The sequence below is a fragment of the Acutalibacter sp. 1XD8-36 genome (assembly GCF_009917525.1).
Taxonomy (GTDB): Bacteria; Bacillota; Clostridia; order Oscillospirales; family Acutalibacteraceae; genus Acutalibacter.
Window position 1 is genome coordinate 207867 of sequence record NZ_QZDU01000002.1, and the last position, 13771, is coordinate 221637.

Annotated in this window: 15 protein-coding genes; 7 read left to right on the forward strand and 8 right to left on the reverse strand. The window is 56.4% G+C overall.

All coding sequences use genetic code 11. The features are described from left to right. The first annotated feature begins 5 nt into the window (after positions 1 to 5). Together rsmA and D5270_RS04505 are read left to right on the forward strand one after the other, a co-directional pair. A complete protein-coding gene (rsmA, locus tag D5270_RS04500) occupies positions 6 to 887 on the forward strand; it encodes a 16S rRNA (adenine(1518)-N(6)/adenine(1519)-N(6))-dimethyltransferase RsmA (RefSeq protein WP_166542960.1) in 882 nt (293 codons plus the stop codon). Beyond that, positions 880 to 1062: a hypothetical protein gene (locus D5270_RS04505; protein WP_161472129.1), complete on the forward strand. Its 183-nt coding sequence runs from the start codon at positions 880 to 882 to the stop codon at positions 1060 to 1062. Before rsmA ends, D5270_RS04505 begins: the two co-directional genes overlap by 8 nt. A gap of 46 nt (positions 1063 to 1108) precedes the next feature. On the opposite strand, the gene D5270_RS17030 is transcribed toward D5270_RS04505, so the two are convergent. From D5270_RS17030 to D5270_RS04535, 6 genes are all read right to left on the reverse strand, one after another. Beyond that, a complete protein-coding gene (locus D5270_RS17030) occupies positions 1109 to 2104 on the reverse strand; it encodes a TPM domain-containing protein (RefSeq protein WP_166542961.1) in 996 nt (331 codons plus the stop codon). A gap of 19 nt (positions 2105 to 2123) precedes the next feature. Then, positions 2124 to 2828 carry a hypothetical protein gene (locus D5270_RS04515; protein WP_166542962.1) on the reverse strand — a complete coding sequence of 235 codons (705 nt, stop codon included), beginning with the start codon at positions 2826 to 2828 and terminating at the stop codon, positions 2124 to 2126. Between the two features lie 27 nt (positions 2829 to 2855). After that, entirely contained in the window at positions 2856 to 4007 is a 1152-nt protein-coding gene (locus D5270_RS04520) for a toxic anion resistance protein (RefSeq protein WP_166542963.1), read from the reverse strand. 67 nt (positions 4008 to 4074) lie between these two features. Then, entirely contained in the window at positions 4075 to 4683 is a 609-nt protein-coding gene (locus tag D5270_RS04525) for a GNAT family N-acetyltransferase (protein ID WP_166542964.1), read from the reverse strand. A gap of 10 nt (positions 4684 to 4693) precedes the next feature. Next, complete coding sequence (locus D5270_RS04530; RefSeq protein ID WP_166542965.1) at positions 4694 to 5836, reverse strand: 5-bromo-4-chloroindolyl phosphate hydrolysis family protein; 1143 nt, start codon at positions 5834 to 5836, stop codon at positions 4694 to 4696. 78 nt (positions 5837 to 5914) lie between these two features. Beyond that, positions 5915 to 6835: a 1-phosphofructokinase family hexose kinase gene (locus D5270_RS04535; RefSeq protein ID WP_166542966.1), complete on the reverse strand. Its 921-nt coding sequence runs from the start codon at positions 6833 to 6835 to the stop codon at positions 5915 to 5917. 148 nt (positions 6836 to 6983) lie between these two features. Here D5270_RS04535 and D5270_RS04540 point away from each other — a divergent pair, with 148 nt between their 5' ends. The 5 genes from D5270_RS04540 (at position 6984) to D5270_RS04560 (ending at position 10754) form a co-directional block, all read left to right on the forward strand. Further along, positions 6984 to 7346, forward strand: coding sequence for a hypothetical protein (locus tag D5270_RS04540; RefSeq protein WP_166542967.1), 363 nt, complete (start codon positions 6984 to 6986; stop codon positions 7344 to 7346). A gap of 120 nt (positions 7347 to 7466) precedes the next feature. Continuing rightward, a complete protein-coding gene (locus tag D5270_RS04545) occupies positions 7467 to 8861 on the forward strand; it encodes an MATE family efflux transporter (protein WP_166542968.1) in 1395 nt (464 codons plus the stop codon). A 21-nt stretch (positions 8862 to 8882) separates the two neighbouring features. Further along, the gene (locus D5270_RS04550; protein WP_166542969.1) at positions 8883 to 9164 is read left to right on the forward strand and encodes a DUF1905 domain-containing protein; all 282 of its coding nucleotides are present in this window, start codon (positions 8883 to 8885) and stop codon (positions 9162 to 9164) included. Positions 9165 to 9217: 53 nt separating this feature from the next. Continuing rightward, complete coding sequence (locus tag D5270_RS04555; RefSeq protein ID WP_166542970.1) at positions 9218 to 9943, forward strand: PHP domain-containing protein; 726 nt, start codon at positions 9218 to 9220, stop codon at positions 9941 to 9943. A gap of 139 nt (positions 9944 to 10082) precedes the next feature. Continuing rightward, the gene (locus D5270_RS04560) at positions 10083 to 10754 is read left to right on the forward strand and encodes a hypothetical protein (RefSeq protein WP_166542971.1); all 672 of its coding nucleotides are present in this window, start codon (positions 10083 to 10085) and stop codon (positions 10752 to 10754) included. 112 nt (positions 10755 to 10866) lie between these two features. Here the strand turns inward: D5270_RS04560 and D5270_RS04565 are convergent, their stop codons facing one another. Beyond that, positions 10867 to 11373 (reverse strand): GNAT family N-acetyltransferase, encoded by a 507-nt coding sequence (locus tag D5270_RS04565; protein WP_166542972.1) that lies wholly within the window; start codon positions 11371 to 11373, stop codon positions 10867 to 10869. After that, positions 11373 to 13667, reverse strand: a complete 2295-nt coding sequence (locus D5270_RS04570) for an ATP-dependent Clp protease ATP-binding subunit (RefSeq protein WP_166543326.1) — start codon at positions 13665 to 13667, stop codon at positions 11373 to 11375. Before D5270_RS04570 ends, D5270_RS04565 begins: the two co-directional genes overlap by 1 nt. Positions 13668 to 13771 lie beyond the last annotated feature (104 nt).

Here is a 13771-nt window from a genome sequence, read left to right on the forward strand (position 1 = left end):
TGAATATGACCGCTTCACTCTCGGACCCGGGGGCTTTGCGTGAGCTTCTCCAGCGCCACGGCCTGCGCATGTCAAAGGCCTTGGGCCAGAACTTTCTCATAAACCCTTCCGTCTGCCCGCGGATGGCAGAGGCCTGCGGAGCCGAGGGCTGCGCGGGGGTACTGGAGGTCGGCCCGGGGGTTGGGGTACTCACCAGGGAGCTGTCCCTGGCGGCACGGAAGGTGGTCTCTGTGGAGCTGGACCATAGGCTGCTGCCTATTCTTGAGGAAACTCTTTCCGGGCATGACAATGTTGAGATAGTACAGGGGGATATACTCAGGCTGGACCTTCACAGGCTTATAGAGGAAAAATTTGGCGGGCCCATATGCGTCTGCGCAAACCTTCCCTATTATATCACGTCGCCGGTAATAATGGCGCTTCTGGAGGGCAACCTTCCCCTAAAATCCGTGACCGTCATGGTCCAGAGAGAGGCGGCCCAGCGGCTCTGCGCGCCGCCGGGGGTGCGTGAGTGCGGGGCGGTGAGCGTGAGCGTCCACTACCGCAGCCGCCCCCAGGTGCTCTTTGGAGTGGGCCGTGGGAGCTTTATGCCGCCGCCCAAGGTGGACTCCTCGGTCATACGCTTTGACATCCTTGAGGAGCCGCCGGTGAAGATCCGGGATGAGGGGGTATTTTTCCGGGTCGCAAGGTCTGCCTTTGCCCAGCGGAGAAAGACCGCCGCCAACTCTCTTTCTGGGGCCCTGCGGCTTCCCAAGGCGCTTATAGAGGGGCGCCTGCATGAAGCGGGGCTTCCACAGAATGTCCGGGCCGAACAGCTGACCTTGGAGCAGTTCGGGGCCCTGGCGGACGCGCTTACCGATGATATGCTTGGGGGTGAAGGGAATGAGTGAGCTTGAACGGAAGCTGTACCGCTTCCTCCTACTGGTTGACGGGTCGGCAATACTTGTCAGCATGGTGGCCGGTCCCCTGAGGCACACCTCCTTGGCTATAGGCGCGGCAGCGTCCGCGGCGCTGATATCTGTCTGCCTAATACTCTACGGGCTGCATTTCTGGCCCCGCCAGTGAAAGTAAAAAGAGGTCCGGGGAGAATACCCCGGGCCTCTCTTTTTATTTAGTGCCGTCCGGCGCCGCCGCCATGTGAGCCGCCCCCGCCGTGGAAACCTCCTCCACCGCCGAAGCCGCGGCCCGCGCCGCCTCCGTGGGACCTGCCGCCTTGGCTGAAGCCGCCCCGGTGTCCTCCTCCAAAGCCGCCCCTCGGACCGCCGAAACCTCCGAAGCCTCCAGGCCTGTGGCCCGGCGGTGGCGGCGGGGGTGGGCCCCAGTAGGTCCTGCGGCGGTTATTCATCATGCTTCCAAGCCACATGCCCCGCCAGAAGCCACCGCCTCCGCCTCCTCCGGGACCGCCTCCGCGCGGGCCCCTAAAGAAGCTGAATATGAACAGGATTATTGCCACTACGACCACCACCCTGATAATGGCGAAGGCTATGGTCTTTATTGTGCGGAAGGGGTTCCAACCGCCGCTGAAATAGCCGTCATCATTCCAGTTATCATCGCTGTACTCATAGTCCGGCTCGGGGAGTGAGTCGTCCCTGCCGGGGCCGTCCTTATAGTAGGAGCTCATCTCTGAGAGCATTACATCGAAGGTTTTTTCCACTCCCTCTTCGTAGTCCTCCTTTGCAAAGTCCGGCTCCAGGTATTCGGTTAATATATCATCCAGTCTTGTTTCGCTAAAATAGTCGTCAATGCCGTAGCCTGCCTGGGCATAGTAGTTCTCCTCGCCTATGGCAAGCACCAGGAGCAGTCCGTTGTTCCGCTCTGTGGAGCCGATACCCCAGGAATTGAACAGCCTGTAGGCGTAGTCTTCAATGCTCTCTCCCCCCAGGAAATCCACGGCAACTATTACTATCTCGGCGCCGCAGTCCTCGAAAAGCTCCTGGTTCTCTGAGATTATCCTGCGCTCAGTGCTGCTTGAGAGCACCCCGGCAGAGTCCAGCACATACTGGTTCTCAGGCCTGTCAGGTACGGCGGCAAGGGCTCCGGGAGCCAGGGCTATAGAGAATATCAGTGCAAAAATCAGGCTTAAAACAGATACAGCGTGTCTTTTCATTAAGCTGCCGTTTCCTTTCTCAGTCAAACATGCTGTCTATCATACCGCTCATGCCGTCCACGAAGCCGTCCACGCCCTCTTCAACGGCGCTGCCAAAGTCATCGGCCCACTGCTCCGCCGCGTCCTGAAGCTCAGTCCTATCGGAAGTCCCGGCCTTGGCCTCCTCAACAGAGGAGGTATTCCCGTGGAACACCGCCATTCTTGACACCATCGCCATAGGCCGCAGGCGGTCCACCTTGCGGTTGAACTCAATAGCGTCGTCGTTATAGCTGCTGCGGTTTATCTTGTCCTGCTCGGACCTCATCTGCAGAATGAGCTGGTCCGGGTATTTCTTATCCTTCTCGCTGAGCCCGGCCTTATTCAGCGCCGCCGCCAGTTCCTCTGCCGGGGCGTCCAGAGCGCTGTTTGCCGCTGCCTCCGATAAAAAGGTGCCGTCCCCTGACCAGGTGTTCTCAGAGAGCCTCACCTGGTAGTCCAGCTCGTCTATCAGCTCCGCAAGCTCCGGGGAGCTGTCGCTGTAGCGCCCGGCAAGGGTGAGCAGGTCCTTGGCGGCGGCCCGGCGCTCCTCAAGGCCATCACAGATAGAATACCCCGCCTTGTCGTAGTAAAATGAGCCGCTCATATCCTCCCTAAGCCGCCCAAGGGAGCGGTTTATCCCAATGGGTATGGAGACAGCTATAGCCGCGCCCATAAATATCCCCGCCACCACGTTCCTTTTCTTCATTAAATTTCACCCTTTCCAGTCTTATTCTCAGGTATGGATGTCAAGAAGCTTCTGCTTGAGCTCGCCCTCAAGACGGCCTATCTCGGCCTCTGCAGCACGGCGCTTCTGCCTGCCCTCGTCCTGTATTTTTACTACCTCGTCCAGGGTCTGTATCAGGGACATATTGGTGTGCCTCAGAGTCTCCATATCCACTACGCCGCGCTCGGTCTCCCTGGCGGTCTCGATGGTGCTCATCTTCAGTTTGTCGGCGTTGCGCCTTAACAGCTCGTTTGTCATGTCGGTGACCTCACGCTGGGCTCTTACGGCCTGCTCGGAGTGGGCAAGCCCCAGGGCCAGCACCATCTGGCTCTTCCAGAGGGGTATAGTATTCACCAAGGTCGACTGTATCTTGTCGCTCATGAGCTTGTCGTTATTCTGTACGAGCCTTATCTGGGGCGACATCTGCACACTCACCATGCGGGTGAGCTCCAGGTCGTGGAGCTTTTTCTCAAAGCTGTCGCACTGCTGGGCAAAGTCGTTTGCTGCCTGGGCGTCCTCTGCCAGCCCGCTCCGGCGGGCCTTGTTCTGCATTTCTACCAGGGTCGTCGAGCGCTCAAGGTTCAGCTTTTTCTTGCCCGCTATAATGTACATAGTGAGCTCTTTATGGTAGTTGAGGTTCATGTCATAGAGCTTATCCAGCATCACCACGTCCTTCATAAGCTGAACCTGGTGGCTCTCAAGGGCCGCGGCTATCTTGTTCACATTGGTCTCGGCGCTGTCATACCGGGACTTCATAGCCAGTATTTTGTTTCCGGTATTTTTAAAGCGCCCGAAGAAGCCCTTCTTCTCCTCCTCATCAATGTCAAAGCCCTTGAGCTCAACCACCAGGCTGGATATCTGGTTGCCCACCTCGCCCAGGTCCTTTGTGCGCACATTATTCAGGGCCGTGTCCGAAAAGCTTGCTATCTTTTTCTGGGCCGCGGAGCCGTACTGCATAACGATGGTGCTGTTGTGCAGGTCTATCTTCTGGGAGAAATCCTCCACCATCTTGCGCTCCTCGTCGCTGAGCATACTCTCGTCCAGGGCCTGCGCCTCAGCCTCGGCTTGCTGAGGCTGCTCGGGCTCAGCCACGCCCTCAAGAGTAAGTGACGGAGCCTGTGGAGCCTCCTGCTCAAGGGTCAGTTTTATTTCGTTTTCCATCCTAATGCACTCCTCTTTCTTTATGATAATTTTATTCCGGGCTCTTTACAGCTTATGGTATATTTCCTTAATTTTCCTTTAATTTTCCAAGCTCCAGCCGCATCGCCACCGAGCCGTCCCTGCACAGGCCGCCGCGCCTAAAGCCCATCCTCTCGTACATGGCCGCCGGGCCCATAAAGTCCTCGGCTATGCTGATAAACTTCCGCCTTGGGTAGCCCTCCACGGCGCTATAGCCCTCGGCCCTCGCGTCGGAGCAGACCCGCTCCAGGAGCTTCGTCGCAATGCCCTCTCTCTGGAACTGAGGCGCTATAACGAAGCAGAACACCGACTTGACTTTCATATCCGGCGCGTCCACCGGCACATCCCCCATGGAGCGCAGCCAGCTCTCGCAGCGAAGGCAGTCTCCTTTGGTGTTGGCATTGCACCAGCCTACAGGCCTGCCGTCAAGATACGCCAGGTATCCCTGCAGCTTCCCCTCGCGGATATACCGTCCCGCCGCCTCCCGGCGCTTTTCCACGGTGGAGAAGTCCGGGTGCTCTGTGGCGTGGTCGGCGCTGCTCCAGCATATGCAGTAACACTTATGCTCGTCTATCCCGTCGTCGTGGGGAGTCTCGTCAAAGAAGCGCAGATAATCCTCTGCAAGCTCCGGGGTCAGCTTTTTTATTTCAAACTCCATAATCTCCTCCTCATCCCAGCTTCGTCCCCTTTTCCTCCACAAACCCCTCCTGCTTGAGCATAGTCTCAAACACGGTGATATCCGCCGAGATATCCATGGCCTCGTCGGTAAACAGGGAGTCAAGCTGCTTCTCAAATGCGTCGGCTACGGTGTGCATCATGCCGGCGATATTGAACATGGTCGAGGTGATGTTCTCCCCCTTCACAGACTGCTTTGAGAGGTGCTCATAGCTGCCCAGCAGCTTCAGGGTGGTGGGCAGGTAGTAGTTCATGAACTTGCGTATCTGCGGGGCCTTCTCTGGGTGCTTTGCTATATAGTTGAAGATATCGGCGGAAGCCCGCTCCATGCGGTCGATGTCCGCAGAAAGGGCCTCGTCGGGGATGGCGTCGTTGGCGGCGCGAAGCTGGCGCAGGTAACCGTAGCCGTCATCGATTATCTTGTCCACCTCGGGGTTGCCGGTGCGGGACTTCTTCTCGGGCTCCGGCTCCTTCTTCGGCTCGGGGACAGTCTCCGGCTTTGGCTGGGGCTTCTCGGCCTCTATGGGCACGAACTGCTTCTTTCCCTTAAAGAGCGCTCCTGAGAGGAAGAACACCAGGGCTATCACGATGGCGAATACTGCGAAGTTGGCAGGCTCCGTCATGGGGCCGTTCAGGGCATACAGCAGCGCCGCTATGCCAGTGATATAATATTTTGCAGGGCTTCCCGTGCGCACCAGCTTCATCTGGGGCTGGGGCTGCTGTGGCATTTTCGGCGGCGGCACAGGCGTCACCCCCTGGGGAGGACGGTAATGCCCCTGCTGGGTATAGGCCTGCTGCTGTGGGGAAGGCCTCACCTGCTGCGGAGGCCTTGTCTGCGTTGTGCTCTGAGCATTCGGGGGCGGCGCATTCTTCCCCTGGTACCGGTAGGTATATCGGTAGCTGCCGTCTGGCGGCTGGTTCTGCTGGGACTGGGCGCGCCTTACCTCCTCCTGGACGGTCCGGGCGGCGGACTGCACCGCCGGGCCCACTGTGTTCAGCGCCTGGTCAAGCCCTGCCGCCGCCTTTCCCAGGCCCTCAGCCAGCTTGTCGGCGCCAGGTATATTTGCCCCGCTCAGGGTCTTGTACATTTGGGAGGAGCGGTATTCGTTCTCCACGGGCCTATTATTCTGATTCATCAGGGTCTCCTTTCGGTTTGGAAACTTCCCGGACATTTCACCATTATTATTTTACGTTCTATTGAGCCCCGTGTCAACTTAATTTTCTATTAAGATATGCTGTGAATGGAGCTTTTTCACCGCCTCACCCTTTGCTATCCCCACTGAGAAGGCTGTGGCGGCCCCTGCGGACATGGCCCAGCCCAAGGCCCCTGTAAGGTCCCCCTCCAGTATGAGGCCGTAAATAAATCCGGCAACGAAGGAATCCCCCGCCCCGACAGAGGATATCTCCTCCCCCGGTATAGCTTCACGCTCCACGGCCCGGCCCTCCTCGGTGAGCAGCAGCGCCCCGCCGCCCCCGAGCGTGACAGCCACGTTTCTGGCTCCCATAGCCTGTAGCTTCCTGCCGTATTCTATGGCGCCCCCTGCCTCTCTAATCTCTACGCCAAAGACCTCCCCCAGCTCCTCCAGGTTGGGCTTTATGAGGAAGGGCCCCCTGCGCACCGCCTCGGTGAGCGCCGGACCGGAGGTATCCACTACTATCTTCACTCCGGCGGGGGCAGAGTCCATTAGCTTGGCATATACGTTATCGGGCAGGGCGCCGGGCACGCTGCCCGCCAGCACCAGGAAATCCCCCTGGCTGAGCTCTGAGATATTCTTCGCCAGCGGCTCCAGGTCACTGAGGGCCATATCGGGCCCGCCGCCGTTCAGGGCAGTCTCCGGCTGGCTGCCGGGGAGAATCTTCACATTCACCCGGGTGAGCCCATCCTTTAGCTCCACGAAGTCTGTCCTGCAGCCCTCGCGCTCCAGCAGTGCGGCAAGCTCCCGCCCGGTGAAGCCCGCGGATATACCCGCGGCTGTCGTGTCTATGCCCAGGCTTTTTAGCATGAGGGACACGTTTATTCCCTTACCCCCAGGGATAAATTCCGGGCTGCTGTAGCGGCAGACGCCGCCGGGCTCGAATCTGCCGGGGCGCAGGAACATGTCCAGGGCCGGGTTTAGGGTCACGGTGTATACCAAGGTCATTACCCCCCTTATACTTATAGCTATAATATAGTATTTTAACATGTAAAAAAACTTTTTGCAATCGCGTCATATATGTATTTTTCCCGGACTTGCGGGCCACACTATCAGGGAACAAAAACCTTACGGAAGAAAGGGATAAGCTATGAAAACAAAAAGTTTTTTGATTTTTTCCACCTGCTGCCTTATGGCCCTGATGCTCACCGGCTGCGGCAACGGCAAGGTAGAGAGCGCGGCCTCCAAGCTTGGGGACGATATAAGCAATACCGTCAGCCGGGTTGAGTCGGCCCTGGACCCGGACCATGACGATAACTCTAGCGGCTTCCCCTACGAGGATGAAAAGAGCAGCATGCCCGACTACTCCAGCAGCCAGGGCGGCGGTATCAACAGCGGGGACGACGATATCGAGAACGGCACAGAGAGCGACGGCCAGGTGAGCAGCGATGTGAGCGGCCTTGACGACGACAGCAGCGCCGATTCCAGCAGTGAGCGGACAAAGGATTTATAAGCTATATCGGGCGCCCCGGGCGCCCTTTTCTTTTTTCTTATTCTGAAAACTCCCTTGAATCTCTTATCAATACGTGCTATAATATCTAAATTCGACACATCTTTTCGGAGGTTTATTCCCATGCAGTACATAAAGAAATTTATAGGCACAAAGGCCTTTTACATGTCGGTCATAGCTCTGCTGGTGCCAATGGTGATACAGCAGGGCATCACCCAGTTTGTAAACCTTTTGGACAATGTGATGGTGGGCAGGCTCGGCACAGAGCCTATGTCCGGCGTGGCGATTGTAAACCAGATTATCTTTATCTTCAACCTGACTATTTTCGGCGGCATGTCAGGGGCATCTATTTTCGGGGCCCAGTATTACGGCAAGGGGGACATGGACGGCCTCAGGCATACCCTGCGCTTCCGGCTCATATTCGCCGTGGCTATGGGAGGGCTGGGAATATTGGCGCTGATATTCTTCGGAGAGAGCTTCTTCATGCTGTTCCTGCACAGCGAGGCCTCAACGCCCCAGGAGATAGCCTCCACCCTCAGCTATGCCAGGAGCTATATGTGGATAATGCTCTGGGGTCTCCTTCCCTTTGCCGTGTCCAACTGCTATGCAAGCGTCCTGAAGGACACCGGCGAGACCTTTATACCAATGGTGGCAAGCGTTATCTCCATAGCCGTAAACCTGGTGCTGAACTATCTGCTTATCTTCGGCAGCTTCGGCTTTCCAAAGATGGGCGTTGCAGGCGCGGCGCTGGCTACGGTGATAGCCAGGTATATAGAGATGGGATATCTTATCCTTGAGAGTGTGCGGCACAAAAAGAAGTTCCCCTTTATGGACGGCGCCCTCAGGAGCCTTAAAGTGCCCCTGCCCCTTGTTAAGCGCATAGTTATCACCGGCACACCCTTAATGCTCAACGAGAGCCTCTGGTCCATGGGTATCTCCATGATAACCGCCTGCTATGCCACCCGCGGCCTGGCGGCTGTGGCTGCCAGCAATATCAACGGCACTGCCTTTAACCTGTTCTCTATGCTCCTCATGTCCATGGGCGGCGCTGTTGCCATTATCTGCGGGCAGCAGCTCGGGGCCAATGACATAGAGGGGGCGAAGGACTCTGTGCGCAAGCTTACGGCCTTTGGCGTAGCCCTAAACATAGTGATGGGCCTGCTGCTAATAGCCAGTTCCGGGGTGATACCCATGATATACAATACCGAGGCGAATGTGCGCGAGCTTGCCGCCCAAATGCTCATAATATCCGGAGCCTTCCTGCCCCTGGGGGCTGTCACCAACTGCTCATACTTTGCCATACGCTCCGGCGGGCGCACCTTCATCACCTTCCTTTTCGACTGCGCCTACACCTGGGTGGTCTGCCTTCCTGTGGCATTTTTGCTCAGCCGCTTTACGTCACTCAGCCTTCCCTGGATGTTCTTCCTGGTGCAGTGCGTGGACTCCGGGCTTAAGGCAGTCATATCGCTCATTATGCTCAAGTCTGGAATCTGGGCCAAGAACGTGGTCAATGCCTGAGAAAGGAAATTTACGCTTACTATGGCAAAGGAATATACTTTTGACGCGGTCATCCATGAGATACCTGAGAAGGGCGGCGCGTACGTGGTCTTCCCCTGGGATATCCGCCAGGAGTTTGGGAAGGGGCGCGTAAAGGTGCACGCTGAGTTTGACGGCATTGCGTACGACGGAAGCATTGTAAATATGGGCGTGAAGGACGAGCAGGGAAATATCTGCTATATCATCGGGGTCTTAAAGTCCATACGCAGGAGCCTTGGCAAATCGGAGGGCGATACCGTACATGTGACCTTATCTGAAAGATAGCCCCGGCTTCTGCCGGGAAGCCGTGAAGTTTATATTTTGCCGGAGGGATAAAAATGAGAGACGAAAAGTATCCGTATCTTTACGAGACCCACTGCCACACCTGCTGGGGGAGCGGCTGCGGGGTGAGCACGCCCTATGAGATGGCCGGGGCCTACTATGAGGCCGGGTACGCCGGGATGGTGTTCACCGACCACTTCCTTTTGGGCAATTCTGCCGTCCCAAAGGAATGGACCTGGAGGGAGAAGATGGAGCGGTATTATTCCGTGTATCTTGCTGCCCGGGAGTGGGCCCAGGGAAAGGACTTCGACGTGCTCTTTGGCATTGAGCATAACTACGGTCACGGTAAGGAAGTGCTGACCTATGGCATTGACCTTGACTTTCTGCTGAGTAATCCCGATATACACCTTCTGCCCCTGTCGGAGTATTCCAGACTGGTCCACCAGTGGGGAGGTTTTATCTCCATGGCCCACCCCTTCAGGGACAGGGACTATATAGACATGGACGTGGGGCCCGAGCCGGAGTATCTGGACGCCCTGGAGGTCTATAACTACCATAACTACCCCAAGGAAAATGAACAGGCTGTGGAGCTGGCGAGAGCAGCCGGCCTGCCGGGGACTTCGGGCGGGGACGTGCATATCTATACCGACGGCGGCATCAAAAACGCAGGGATAGCCCTGCCCAGAAGGGCCCGCACCGGGAAGGAGCTGGCGGATATACTGCGCTCCCGGGATTACCGAATCATCTATAACGGAGAGCTTATTGACTGCAATTTCTCATGAGGGGCCTGCTTCAAAAGTACCGCTTTGGCTTTGAGGCCTGAGGTATTCCGGCTGGGCAACAAGCATGATGAAACAGTCTCAACTTTATCATAAATAGCAATATAATAAATTTGAAACAGAAATCAAAAGGTCAATAAATATGAAAATTCAAATCAGTGACAATATTATTAAGCATTACCTGAGCAATGTTTACTTTATCAACGGGCACAGCTATGCAGGGAAATCCACAATGGTGAAAATGCTGGCTGAACGGTATGACATGGTGCCCTGCGGCGAGAACTACCACGACGCATTTCCGCGGGAAAAGCTGTCGCGGTGGAAGCAGCCCGGGCTATCCTATTTTGACACAATGAGCGGTTGGGAAGAATGGCTGAACATGACGCCTGAGGAGCACTGGAACTGGGTACATCATGTATCGCAGGAGTGTGTTGAAATTGAAATAATGGAGCTGGTAAAGCTATCTGCCAAGGGGAAGAATATCATCGTTGATACAAACATCCCGCCAGATGTTTTGCGGGAGATTTCCGACTACGGCCATGTAGCGATTATGCTCTGCGACCCGCCCGACATCTGCGCAACGCGTTTTTTTGAGCGCGACGACCCCGACAAAAAATTCATGATGGACCAGATTAAGCTCTGCCGTGACCCTGACGCAACTCTGAAAAATTTCAATTCGTGGGCTCTATACCATCCTCCAATGGAAACCGACTGGCAGCATACCGGCTTTTTTACATATACCCGCTCTGATTTTGAAAATGACACACAAGAAGAAACGCTCGCGGCATTGGCTAAGCATTTTAACCTGGAATAATTTAGAAAATATCTACCATGCCCACAGAAATAGAGAGCGTCGTATTACATCGTTAAAACTAAAAGTCCGCACCCTTTTTGGGGTGCGGACTTCGTTTACGTATACATCTATCTTACTCAAGTATACACTCATACGCCAGCCGCTCGCTGCCGTCCTCTACGTGTATCACGCCCCTAAGCTCCAGGCTGTTTTTAGCCATAACCCTCTGCATAGGGAGGTTGAGCCGGTGGGTGTCGCCGCGGATGATTTTTATGCCTCGCTCCTTCGCCTGGCGCTTGAGCTCGCTGAAGAATATCCCAGCCGCGCCACGGCCCTTGAGCGCCGGGTCCACGGCTACTCTGTGCAGAAAGCCGTATTCGCCCTCTCCCAGCCAGGCGCCGTCCTCAATAATATTATATGTGGGCTCGACCCCGAACGCCAGGCATGCGAAAGCCGCCACCCTTCCATTCTCTGTGAGCACATAGCCGTGCCCCGCCCTGATATCGCCAAGCGCGTCCTCACCGTTTGGGTAGCCGTCCTGCCACTGGGGCACTCCGGCGTCCCTCAGAGAGGCCCGGGCCAAATCATAGAGCCGGGCTATCTGCGGCACATCACTCTCTGCAGCCAGTCTCAGCTCCATCAAAGCGCCTCCACCTTCAGTTCCTTATCCTTGGCTGTGAGGCCCACAGCGCTGATACTGCCGCCGCGCTCTATCAGAAGGGAGGCTATCTTATCCTCCACGTCCCGGCGTATGGCGTTGCGCAGGTCCCTGGCCCCTGACTTGCCGTTATGTGACTTCTCAGCCAGGGCCTGGCAGGCGGCTTCGTCATACCTGAACGCTATACCCTTCTCCTTTAATGAGCCCACGTATTCCTCAAGCATGAGCCCCGCAATGGACACATAGTCCTCTTTTGTCAGAGGCTTGAAGATTACCACCTCGTCAATGCGGCTCAAAAACTCCGGGCGCAGGAATTCAGACAGGGACTTCATCGCCTTCTCCCTGCTGATATCCTCAGCAGTCTTTGCAAAGCCCAGTGAGCCCTCCTTACGCTCGCTGCCCGCATTGGAGGTCATGACTATCACTGTGTTCTCAAAATTCACCCTGCGTCCGTGGGCGTCGGTAATATGCCCCTCGTCCAGTATCTGCAGGAGTATATTCATAACTTCCGGATGGGCCTTTTCTATCTCGTCAAAGAGCAGCACTGAGTATGGCCTGCGCCGCACCTTCTCTGTAAGCTGCCCGGCCTCGTCGTAGCCCACGTAGCCGGGGGGCGAGCCGATTATCTTGGAGACGGAGTGCTTCTCCATAAACTCGGACATGTCAAGACGTATCATGGTTTCAGTTGCGTCAAAAAGCTCCTCAGACAGCACCCGCACCAGCTCCGTCTTGCCGGTGCCCGTGGGCCCCACAAAGATAAACGACGCCGGGCGCCTTCTCGGGCTTATCTGCACCCGGCTGCGCCTCACCGCCGCCGACACAGCCTTTATAGCCTCCTCCTGGCCGATTATGCGCTTCCTGAGCACGTCTTCAAGGCCGCTGAGCTTCTGAAGGTCTCCAGCCTCCACCTTTGAGGCGGGTATGCCGGTCCAGAGCTCTATCACATATGCCAGGTCCTGCTCCTCCACCGGGGAGAAGATTCCCTCGCTCCTAAGCTTATCCAGGCCCTCCTCCAGGGTGGCTATCCTGTAGTGGGTCTTCGCCAGCTCCTCATAGTCTACGGTGGCGCTGCCCGGGTCTGACAGGGCCTGCTCCCTTGAGCGCTCCTTATAAAGGCTCAGCTTCATTGCGTCATACTCTTCAAGGCGCTTATTCCGAAGGGCCGCGCAGGCACAGGCCTCGTCCAGCAGGTCTATGGCCTTGTCGGGCAGATACCTGTCGTTGATGTACCGCTCAGAGAGCACCACTATCCGCCGGGCTATATAGTCGGAAACCGTCACCCTATGGTAGTTTTCATAGTATTTCTTAATTCCAAGTATTACATTAACTGCATCGTCTATGGAGGGCTCCGTCACCGTGACCGGCTGGAAGCGCCGCTCCAGTGCCGCGTCCTTTTCAATGTACTTTCTGTACTCGTTGAAGGTGGTGGCCCCTATAACCTGTATCTCGCCCCTTGAGAGGGCGGGCTTCAGTATATTTGCGGCGTTCATGCTCCCCTCAGCGTCGCCAGTGCCCACAAGGTTATGGACCTCGTCGATAAAGAGTATCACATTTCCGTCGGCCTTCACCTCGTCCACAAGGCCCTTTATCCTGCTCTCAAACTGCCCCCTGAACTGTGTGCCCGCTACAAGGGCCGTCAGGTCCAAAAGCTGTATCTCCTTGTCCCTGAGCTTTGCGGGCACCTTTCCCCCGGCTATGCGCAGAGCCAGGCCCTCCGCAACGGCTGTCTTTCCCACGCCGGGCTCCCCTATAAGACAGGGGTTATTCTTTGTGCGGCGGGAGAGTATCTGTATTATCCGCTCTATCTCCTTCTCCCGGCCCACTATATTGTCCAGCTCGCCCTTTCTGGCCCGCCCGGTCAAATCCGTGCAGTAGTTCTGGATATGCTTGCGCTTCTTCTTGTGCACGCTCTCCTTCTTATCCCGCACCTGGCCATAGCCGCTGCCATGGGCGGGCCGACCCAGCAGCATGTCTGCGGGAAGGGTCGCCGCGCCTCCCGGAGAGAAATCGTCCTCATCCTCCTCCAACTCCTCACCGGCCTCCGCCGCGTCCATGCGCATCATCTGGGCCATCTGCTCGGTGGCCTCCTGGAACTCCTCGTCGGTTATACCGGTCTGCTGCTTGAGTGTGTTCATCATATTGTCCATTATGTCGTTCACCGGCTTAATGCCAAGCTCCTTGGCGCAGACAAAGCAGTAGCCCCTTATGTCCTTGCCGTCGGCGGACTGGGACACAAACACCGTTGCCGGCCTCTTATGACATCTTGTACATAGCATCATCATATATAATCCTCCCCCCCTCTCGGGACTTGGTCGGTCCTGTTCACCGCAGTATTATATCACGAAACCCCGGGGATTTCATTAACAAGCTTTTAACTTTT

Excerpts from the sequence above, each read along its gene's own strand:
- rsmA (WP_166542960.1), top strand. The coding sequence starts at position 6 with ATGACCGCTTCACTCTCGGACCCGGGGGCTTTGCGTGAGCTTCTCCAG.
- D5270_RS04555 (WP_166542970.1), top strand. The coding sequence starts at position 9,218 with ATGAGAGACGAAAAGTATCCGTATCTTTACGAGACCCACTGCCACACC.
- D5270_RS04545 (WP_166542968.1), top strand. The coding sequence starts at position 7,467 with ATGCAGTACATAAAGAAATTTATAGGCACAAAGGCCTTTTACATGTCG.
- D5270_RS04560 (WP_166542971.1), top strand. The coding sequence starts at position 10,083 with ATGAAAATTCAAATCAGTGACAATATTATTAAGCATTACCTGAGCAAT.
- D5270_RS04550 (WP_166542969.1), top strand. The coding sequence starts at position 8,883 with ATGGCAAAGGAATATACTTTTGACGCGGTCATCCATGAGATACCTGAG.
- D5270_RS04565 (WP_166542972.1), bottom strand. The coding sequence starts at position 11,373 with ATGGAGCTGAGACTGGCTGCAGAGAGTGATGTGCCGCAGATAGCCCGG.
- D5270_RS04530 (WP_166542965.1), bottom strand. The coding sequence starts at position 5,836 with ATGAATCAGAATAATAGGCCCGTGGAGAACGAATACCGCTCCTCCCAA.
- D5270_RS04515 (WP_166542962.1), bottom strand. The coding sequence starts at position 2,828 with ATGAAGAAAAGGAACGTGGTGGCGGGGATATTTATGGGCGCGGCTATA.
- D5270_RS04520 (WP_166542963.1), bottom strand. The coding sequence starts at position 4,007 with ATGGAAAACGAAATAAAACTGACCCTTGAGCAGGAGGCTCCACAGGCT.
- D5270_RS17030 (WP_166542961.1), bottom strand. The coding sequence starts at position 2,104 with ATGAAAAGACACGCTGTATCTGTTTTAAGCCTGATTTTTGCACTGATA.
- D5270_RS04540 (WP_166542967.1), top strand. The coding sequence starts at position 6,984 with ATGAAAACAAAAAGTTTTTTGATTTTTTCCACCTGCTGCCTTATGGCC.
- D5270_RS04505 (WP_161472129.1), top strand. The coding sequence starts at position 880 with ATGAGTGAGCTTGAACGGAAGCTGTACCGCTTCCTCCTACTGGTTGAC.
- D5270_RS04525 (WP_166542964.1), bottom strand. The coding sequence starts at position 4,683 with ATGGAGTTTGAAATAAAAAAGCTGACCCCGGAGCTTGCAGAGGATTAT.
- D5270_RS04570 (WP_166543326.1), bottom strand. The coding sequence starts at position 13,667 with ATGCTATGTACAAGATGTCATAAGAGGCCGGCAACGGTGTTTGTGTCC.